Source organism: Escherichia sp. KTE159, assembly GCF_000408805.1.
Taxonomy (GTDB): Bacteria; Pseudomonadota; Gammaproteobacteria; order Enterobacterales; family Enterobacteriaceae; genus Escherichia; species Escherichia marmotae.
Genome location: NZ_KE137292.1, coordinates 347,478 through 356,148, shown reverse-complemented (window position 1 = coordinate 356,148; position 8,671 = coordinate 347,478). Strand labels below are relative to the sequence as shown.

Here is an 8,671-nt window from a genome sequence, read left to right as displayed (position 1 = left end):
CGCCTCACCCGGCCTACATTTTGCCCGTAGACCGTAGGCCTGATAAGACGCGCAAAGCGTCGCATCAGGCAATCTAACGCCTCTCATCACCCCGTAAACTGCCTGAACAGTGCCTTCCCCTTAACCAGTCGCGCACCCAGCCAGCCGCCGCACAGGGAAAGAAGCAACGCACCGCTGCACGGCAGCACAATCCACAATCGCCAGTCTGGCTCCCACGGGAAATCAAACACTTTCGCCTGCAACACCGCCAGCGCCGTTTCCGCGCCGATTGCGGCTACCAGGCCGGAAACAAACCCGAGCATGGCAAACTCACACCACAATGTTGTGCGCAGCAGCTTTTTGCCCGCGCCGAGTGTGCGCCACACCACCAATTCCTGATGCCGCTGACGCATTCCCACCTGCACCTGTGCCAGCAACAGCAACATACCGCAGGCAGTGACCAGCACCACCATCACTTCCAGCGCCCGACTTACCTGCTCCAGCACCTGGCCGACCTGTTTTAAGATCGCACCAATGTCCAACAGGCTAATGGTCGGGAACTGGCGGTTGAGTTGCGTCAACATGCCGTTGCCGTTCTCCCAACGGAAACTGGTGAGCCAGCTCTGCGGTTGCCCGTCCAGTGCCCCTTCAGGGAAAATAAAATAGAAATTCGGACGCAGACTTTCCCAGTCCACTTTGCGCAGGCTGGTGACTTTGGCGCGAAACTCCTGGGTGTCACCCATAAAGGTGACGGTATCGCCCAGACCAACGTTCAGGCGTTTTGCCAGCCCCTCTTCCATCGACACTTCATCGGCTTTTGGCGGCCAGCTACCGGCGACAATCGGGTTATGATCCGGCCGCGTATTTTGCCAGGTGAGATTCAGCTCGCGATTAAGCGCTTCATCCTCATTGCCTTCTGTCGCTTTGCCATTGATTGCCGTCAGCCGCGCCCGCACCACCGGATAAAACGATTCCGGGACTATCTGATATTCCGCGAGGAACGCTTTTAGCGGCGTTACCTGTTCCGTGGCGATGTTGATTAAAAAGTAGTTCGGGCTTTCTGGCGGCAACTGCTGCTGCCAGCGGTCAAGCAGATCGCCACGCAACACCAGCAGCAGTGCCAGCAGCATAAAGGAGAGCGAAAATGCCGAAAGCTGGCTTAACGTTGACCACGGCTGACGTAACAGGCGGCTAACCGCCAGGCGCAGAGGCAGCGATTTCAGCGTCATACTGCGTAATACATTGAGCAGCATCCAGCCCAGCACGCCACATAGCAAAGCTAGCACTATCGCGCCCGCCAGCACCGCCCACAGCAGCATACTGCCACCCATTAATCCGGCGAGCAGCAGCACAACCACCACACTGACAATCGGCAGATAAAACTTCAGCGGCCAGACGTTGGCGACCACATCATTACGTAATACGCGTAAAGGCTGCGTTGCCAGCAACAGTCGGTACGGTCGCAGCCCCACCAGCAACGAGATAACCGTCATGGTGCCGAGCGCCCACAACCACGGCCAGAAGCTGGCAGGCGGCAGCGCGGCGGGCAGAACAGGCTTGAGCAAAACCATCAACACGCTTTCGAACAACAGGCCAATCGCTCCGCCGGTAACGGCTGAAAGTATCAGTACCATCAGCCACTGACCGACGATTAACTTACGCAGTTGCGCCCGCCCAGCCCCCAGCGTTTTAAGGATCGCCACCAGATCGTAGCGGCTGCGGCAATAATGATTCATCGCCACCGCGACCGCCGCCACCGCCAGCAGCAAGGTCAGCAACGCCGAAAGCAGCAGGAACTGTTGCGAGCGTTCCATCGAACGCCCCAGCGCACCTTCGTCTTGTTCCAGACCGTACCAGCGTTGTTCGGGTTTAAGCTGTGGTAACAACCATTTCTCATAGCCGTCGAGCTGGTTCTCGTTGCCGCCGAATTTATAACGCCAGGTGACCCGACTTCCCGGCTGTATGGCTCCTGTTTTATCGACATCTGCCAGATTCATCATCAGGCGTGGGGCTATCTGGAAGGGATTAAAACCGGAATCCGGCTCCTGAATCACTTCTCCGGCAATGCGCAACGTGGCATCGCCCACGTCGATGGTATCGCCCGTTTTCAAATTCAGGAGCGCCATCAGCCGTGGAGCCAGCAATACGCTGCCCGGTTGCGGTTTTAGTCCAGAAGGATTGGTCTGTAGCTCGCCATACATCGGGTAGATATCATCAACCGCTTTGACGTTCGCCAGTTGCGGCGTGTCGCCCGCAAAGGTCATGGTGGCAAAGGTAAGCTGCTTGCCGACTTTCAGGCCGCGCTTTTGCGCCTCTTCCAGCCACGCTGGCGGTACTTCGCGCGAACTGCGCAACGCCCGATCGCCCGCCATAAACTCACGGCTTTGCTGGCTTAAACCTTTCTCCATCCGATCGCTGATATTGCCCAACGCCAGCACGCAGGCCACCGCCAGGCTTAACGCCAGCCAGACAATCAACAGCGACGGCGAGCGCCATTCGCGCCAGAACCAACGTGCAATCATGCTTCCTCCTGCAACTGTCCGTTCACCAGCCGTAAGCAGCGGTCGCAGCGTGCCGCCAGTTGCAGGTCGTGGGTCACCATAATCAGGGTGGTGCCATGCTCACGGTTGAGGGAAAACAGCAGGTCGGCAATTTTATCGCCCGTCTGGCGGTCAAGGTTGCCGGTGGGTTCATCGGCAAACAGCACATCAGGCCGACCGTTAAAAGCTCGCGCCAGCGCCACCCGTTGCTGTTCTCCACCGGAAAGCTGTGCCGGAAGATGATCAAGACGTTTGCCCAGTCCTAACTGTTCGAGCAACGCTTTCGCCCCATTACGACTTTCCGCGCTACTCTCACCGCGCAGCAGCGCCGGAAGTTCGACATTTTCCAGTGCATTAAGGGTAGGAATTAACATAAATGACTGAAAAACAAAGCCGACATGCTTCGCGCGTAACGTTGCCCGCGCTTCTTCATCCATAGTATGTAGCGGTTGCCCCACCAGATTCACTTCACCACTACTACCGTCATCCAGCCCGGCGAGGATCGCCAGTAAGGTTGACTTACCCGACCCTGACTCGCCCACCAGCGCGATGGTTTCGCCGCGTTTGACAACCAGCTCAACTCCGGTGAGGATGGAGAGTTCATGCTCCCCCTGACCGACGGACTTCTTAAGATGATGAACTTCAACAATGTTTTCCGCTGGCATTTGCCCTTCCTGTTCCTGGTCCTGTTAACTTTCCGTGCCGCCGCAGCGGACACGTTATTAATTCTGGGTGATAGCCTGAGCGCCGGGTATCGAATGTCTGCCAGCGCGGCCTGGCCTGCCTTGTTGAATGATAAGTGGCAGAGTAAAACGTCGGTAGTCAACGCCAGCATCAGCGGCGACACCTCGCAACAAGGGCTGGCGCGCCTTCCGGCTCTGCTGAAACAGCATCAGCCGCGCTGGGTGCTGGTTGAACTGGGCGGCAATGACGGTTTGCGTGGTTTTCAGCCGCAGCAAACGGAGCAGACGCTGCGCCAGATTTTGCAGGATGTCAAAACCGCCAACGCTGAACCATTGTTAATGCAAATACGTCTGCCTGCAAACTATGGTCGCCGTTATAATGAAGCCTTTAGCGCCATTTATCCCAAACTCGCCAAAGAGTTCGATGTCCCGCTGCTGCCCTTTTTTATGGAAGAGGTCTACCTCAAACCACAATGGATGCAGGATGACGGTATTCATCCCAACCGCGACGCCCAGCCGTTTATTGCCGACTGGATGGCGAAGCAGTTGCAGCCTTTAGTAAATCATGACTCATAAAGCAACGGAGATCCTGACAGGTAAAGTTATGCAAAAATCGGTCTTAATTACCGGATGTTCCAGTGGAATTGGCCTGGAAAGCGCGCTCGAATTAAAACGCCAGGGTTTTCATGTACTGGCAGGTTGCCGGAAACCGGATGATGTTGAGCGCATGAACAATATGGGATTAACCGGCGTGTTGATCGATCTGGATTCACCGGAAAGTGTTGATCGCGCAGCCGACGAAGTGATCGCCCTGACCGATAATTGTCTGTATGGGATCTTTAACAATGCCGGATTCGGCGTGTATGGCCCCCTTTCCACCATCAGCCGCACGCAGATGGAACAGCAGTTTTCCGCCAACTTTTTCGGCGCACATCAGCTCACCATGCGTCTGTTACCCGCCATGTTGCCGCATGGTGAAGGGCGTATTGTCATGACCTCATCGGTGATGGGATTAATCTCCACGCCGGGTCGCGGCGCTTATGCGGCCAGCAAATATGCGCTGGAGGCGTGGTCAGACGCGCTGCGCATGGAACTGCGCCACAGCGGAATCAAGGTCAGCCTGATTGAGCCAGGCCCTATTCGTACTCGTTTCACCGACAACGTCAACCAGACGCAAAGCGATCAACCGGTCGAAAACCCCGGCATTGCCGCCCGTTTTACATTGGGGCCGGAAGCAGTTGTGGCTAAAGTGCGCCATGCTTTTATCAGCGAGAAGCCCAAAATACGCTATCCGGTGACGCTGGTTACCTGGGCGGTAATGGTGCTTAAACGCCTGCTGCCGGGGCGCGTGATGGACAAAATATTGCAGGGGTGAGTTGAAGCGTGCGCTTAAGCCCCCATGTCAAAGAAAATATCGACAACAGAGAGTGACTCCATGTCCGTACAAAATATTGTCAACATTAACGAATCTAACCTGCAACAGGTTCTTGAACAGTCGATGACCACGCCGGTACTGTTCTATTTTTGGTCTGAACGTAGCCAGCACTGTTTGCAGTTAACCCCGATTCTGGAAAGCCTCGCGGCGCAGTACAACGGGCAATTTATTCTGGCGAAGCTGGATTGTGACGCGGAGCAGATGATTGCTTCCCAGTTTGGTCTGCGCGCTATTCCGACCGTGTATCTGTTCCAGAACGGTCAGCCGGTAGACGGCTTCCAGGGGCCGCAGCCGGAAGAAGCGATCCGCGCCCTGCTGGATAAAGTGCTGCCGCGCGAAGAAGAACTGAAAGCGCAGCAGGCGATGCAACTGATGCAGGAAGGAAATTACACCGACGCACTGCCGCTGCTGAAAGACGCCTGGCAGTTGTCGAATCAGAACGGGGAAATCGGTCTGCTACTGGCAGAAACGCTGATTGCACTGAACCGTTCAGAAGATGCAGAAGCGGTGCTGAAAACCATCCCGTTGCAGGATCAGGACACCCGCTACCAGGGGCTGGTGGCGCAAATCGAACTGCTGAAGCAGGCGGCTGATACGCCGGAAATTCAACAGTTGCAACAACAGGTGGCAGAGAATCCAGAAGATGCTGCACTGGCGACGCAACTGGCGCTGCAACTGCATCAGGTTGGGCGCAATGAAGAGGCGCTGGAGTTACTGTTTGGGCATCTGCGTAAAGATTTAACCGCCGCAGACGGTCAGACACGTAAGACGTTCCAGGAGATCCTCGCCGCACTAGGTACAGGTGATGCGCTGGCGTCGAAATATCGCCGTCAGTTGTATGCGTTGTTGTATTGATATTTCGTTGAGATGCGACGCTTGCCCGGATTTGTAGGCACGATAAGACGCGCCAGCGTCGCATCAGCCATCCGCGCATAACCGCCGGATGCGGCGTAAACGCCTTATCCGGCCTACCAAATCGTGCAACTACAATAAATTGCAGGAGCCATGTAGGCCTGATAAGACGCGCCAGCGTCGCATCAGGCATCGCATTATTTATTCTTCAATTGCGCCACCACCAACTGGTGGCGCGAATTATAAAACTTACGATAAGTTAAATAGCAGGCAATAATGGTCGACAGACTGGCGGTCGAGAGCAACATAAAAGTCACCATAATCTGATATTTAATCGCCTTCACCGGATCAATCCCGGCAAATATCAACCCGGACATCATTCCCGGCAAACTCACTAAGCCAACCGTTTTTGCTGAATCGACCGTCGGAATTAAAGCCGCGCGAATACTGTCGCGTATTAATATTGCAGACGCCTGCTTCGGCGTCGCACCAAGACTCAATTTTTCCTGGATTTGCTGCTGTTCGCTGATAAACCGCTGCCCGAGATTGTTATAACACAGCCCCACAGCAACCATCGCATTACCAGCAATCATCCCGGCGATAGGGATCACCTGCATCGGGATAAACTCAATCGAACCCGATAAAATCAGCACCGCCAGAGTAATTCCCGCCCCCACCGTAATGGCAATAAACGACGAAACAAAGGCTTTAGTAATATATTTGCTCCGTTTTTGCGCATTCCACGCCGCATTAAAGCAGATAAATAACACCATCAATAATGTCAGGCTGGCATCATCAACACTGAATATATATTTCAGTACATAGCCAACGATGAACAGTTGGATTATCGCCCGCCCGACGCTCCAGAGAATATCTTTCTCCAGCGCCAGTTTTTCTTTATGGCTAATTAAGATTGCCACCACCACCAGCATTAATGCCAGCGCCAACGACTCGTTAGTAATATTATGCGTGTTCATAGCGTTCTTCCTGCATTTCTCCGGCATTCGGTTGCAGCATAATTACCTTATCCGCATGATTAATTTCATCTTTGTCGTGTGTCACCCACAGCACAGCAATATTTTGCTCGCGTACATAACGGTGGATCATCTCATTGACGTTACGTTTGTTGCTTTCGTCCAGCGCGCTGGTAATTTCGTCGAGTAATAATACCTTCGGCATAAATTGCAGATTGCGAATCAACGAGATGCGCTGTTTTTCACCACCGGAAAGCTCGGAGACATTTTTAGTCAGGATGGTATCCGGCAAAGCAAAGCGTTCGAAAAAATCGAGAAAAATGGCCGGATCAGGCTGCTGGTTACGGATCTGCCAGGGAAAAATCAGGTTATCGTATACTGTGTCGCCAAACAGAGTTGGCGTCTGGGCACAGTAAGAAACTTGTTGGCGGTAGATTTCCGGCTTTAGTGTGCTGACATCCTCGCCTTCAAACAGTAACGTTCCGCTGGTCGGACTGATTAATGAAGCAACTATTTTTAGCAGCGTACTTTTGCCGCAACCGGAAGGGCCGGTAATTAACTTAAATTCGCCAGCTCGCAGCGAAAAATTAATGTTATTAAGAATCTTCGTATCACCCGCCAGATATCCGACGTTGTGTAACTGAAGCAAAAGACTATTTTCCGGCATTACCCATCCCTTTTTCTGATTTTTACTAAAAACAGTTTATCCTCCACAGTAATAAGGGGGAACTCCCTTTCAGTAATCAGGTATAATTTGTTTAATCAAGCAGCAACTTTGCTCATTATGGACGGTACAACAGGAGGTTTTTCCGATGCTTATCTTTATCCCGATTCTTATTTTTGTCGCGCTGGTGATTGTTGGCGCAGGCGTCAAAATCGTGCCGCAGGGCTATCAGTGGACGGTGGAACGTTTTGGCCGCTATACCAAAACATTGCAACCGGGGCTAAGCCTGGTGGTGCCGTTTATGGATCGCATTGGTCGCAAGATCAATATGATGGAACAAGTACTCGACATTCCTTCCCAGGAAGTTATCTCGAAAGATAACGCCAACGTGACTATCGACGCAGTCTGTTTTATTCAGGTGATTGATGCCCCACGCGCAGCTTATGAGGTCAGCAATCTGGAGCTGGCAATCATTAACCTGACCATGACCAACATCCGTACCGTACTGGGTTCGATGGAACTGGATGAAATGCTCTCCCAGCGCGATAGCATTAACTCGCGCCTGCTGCATATTGTCGATGAAGCCACTAACCCGTGGGGGATAAAAGTCACCCGCATAGAAATTCGTGATGTACGCCCACCGGCAGAGCTGATCTCTTCGATGAACGCGCAGATGAAAGCGGAACGTACCAAACGCGCTTACATCCTTGAAGCGGAAGGGATACGCCAGGCGGAAATTCTCAAAGCGGAAGGTGAAAAACAATCGCAAATCCTGAAAGCGGAAGGCGAACGTCAGTCGGCTTTTCTACAGGCCGAAGCGCGTGAACGTTCCGCCGAAGCGGAAGCCCGCGCCACCCAAATGGTGTCTGAAGCCATTGCCTCTGGCGATATTCAGGCGGTGAACTACTTCGTGGCGCAGAAATACACCGAAGCGTTACAGCAGATCGGGTCGTCCAGTAACAGCAAAGTGGTAATGATGCCATTAGACGCCAGTAGTCTGATGGGGTCGATTGCCGGGATTGCCGAACTGGTGAAAGACAGCGCCAGCGAGCGGGCTAAATCATGATCGCGTTGCTGGTAGTCCACCCGCATATTTTCTGGCTGAGTCTCGGTGGTTTGCTGCTGGCGGCCGAGATGCTGGGCGGCAATGGTTATCTGCTGTGGAGCGGTGTCGCGGCGGTGATTACTGGTCTGGTGGTCTGGCTACTGCCGCTGGGTTGGGAATGGCAAGGGGTGATGTTTGCTGTTCTGACGTTACTCGCCGCCTGGCTGTGGTGGAAATGGCTGTCGCAGCGGGTACGCGAACAAAAGCACAGCGATAGTCATCTAAACCAACGCGGACAACAGTTAATTGGTCGTCGTTTTGTGCTGGAAACGCCGCTGGTCAACGGGCGTGGCCATATGCGCGTTGGCGACAGTTCATGGCCGGTCAGCGCCAGCGAAGATTTAGGTGCGGGCACGCATGTTGAGGTGATTGCGATTGAAGGGATAACGTTGATCATCCGTGCGGTCATCGCCTGATGCGACGCTGACGCGTCTTATCA

The 8,671-nt window shown here is 53.6% G+C and carries 9 protein-coding genes; 5 read left to right on the top strand and 4 right to left on the bottom strand.

Annotated elements, in window-relative coordinates; all coding sequences use genetic code 11:
* Positions 1-86 precede the first annotated feature (86 nt).
* Positions 87-2,501, bottom strand: coding sequence for a putative ABC transporter permease subunit YbbP (ybbP, locus tag A31E_RS19660; protein WP_000561802.1), 2,415 nt, complete (start codon positions 2,499-2,501; stop codon positions 87-89).
* Positions 2,498-3,184: a putative ABC transporter ATP-binding protein YbbA gene (ybbA, locus tag A31E_RS19665; protein ID WP_001515917.1), complete on the bottom strand. Its 687-nt coding sequence runs from the start codon at positions 3,182-3,184 to the stop codon at positions 2,498-2,500. The genes ybbP and ybbA overlap by 4 nt, the downstream gene beginning before the upstream one ends.
* On the opposite strand from ybbA, the gene tesA reads away from it, so the two are divergent.
* The 3 genes from tesA to cnoX are packed head-to-tail and all read left to right on the top strand — an operon-like array spanning position 3,155 to position 5,492.
* Positions 3,155-3,778 (top strand): multifunctional acyl-CoA thioesterase I/protease I/lysophospholipase L1, encoded by a 624-nt coding sequence (tesA, locus tag A31E_RS19670; RefSeq protein ID WP_024191847.1) that lies wholly within the window; start codon positions 3,155-3,157, stop codon positions 3,776-3,778. The genes ybbA and tesA overlap by 30 nt on opposite strands.
* Complete coding sequence (ybbO, locus tag A31E_RS19675; RefSeq protein ID WP_077633335.1) at positions 3,768-4,577, top strand: NADP(+)-dependent aldehyde reductase; 810 nt, start codon at positions 3,768-3,770, stop codon at positions 4,575-4,577. The genes tesA and ybbO overlap by 11 nt, the downstream gene beginning before the upstream one ends.
* Positions 4,578-4,637: 60 nt before the next feature.
* Complete coding sequence (gene cnoX, locus A31E_RS19680) at positions 4,638-5,492, top strand: chaperedoxin (RefSeq protein WP_001515914.1); 855 nt, start codon at positions 4,638-4,640, stop codon at positions 5,490-5,492.
* Positions 5,493-5,686: 194 nt separating this feature from the next.
* Here the strand turns inward: cnoX and fetB are convergent, their stop codons facing one another.
* Positions 5,687-6,466 carry an iron efflux ABC transporter permease subunit FetB gene (gene fetB / locus A31E_RS19685; RefSeq protein WP_001515913.1) on the bottom strand — a complete coding sequence of 260 codons (780 nt, stop codon included), beginning with the start codon at positions 6,464-6,466 and terminating at the stop codon, positions 5,687-5,689.
* The gene (gene fetA / locus A31E_RS19690) at positions 6,453-7,130 is read right to left on the bottom strand and encodes an iron efflux ABC transporter ATP-binding subunit FetA (protein WP_001114841.1); all 678 of its coding nucleotides are present in this window, start codon (positions 7,128-7,130) and stop codon (positions 6,453-6,455) included. The genes fetB and fetA overlap by 14 nt, the downstream gene beginning before the upstream one ends.
* Before the next feature lie 145 nt (positions 7,131-7,275).
* On the opposite strand from fetA, the gene A31E_RS19695 reads away from it, so the two are divergent.
* Entirely contained in the window at positions 7,276-8,193 is a 918-nt protein-coding gene (locus tag A31E_RS19695) for an SPFH domain-containing protein (protein WP_000904499.1), read from the top strand.
* Entirely contained in the window at positions 8,190-8,648 is a 459-nt protein-coding gene (locus A31E_RS19700; protein ID WP_016248431.1) for an NfeD family protein, read from the top strand. The genes A31E_RS19695 and A31E_RS19700 overlap by 4 nt, the downstream gene beginning before the upstream one ends.
* The last annotated feature ends 23 nt before the right edge of the window (positions 8,649-8,671 follow it).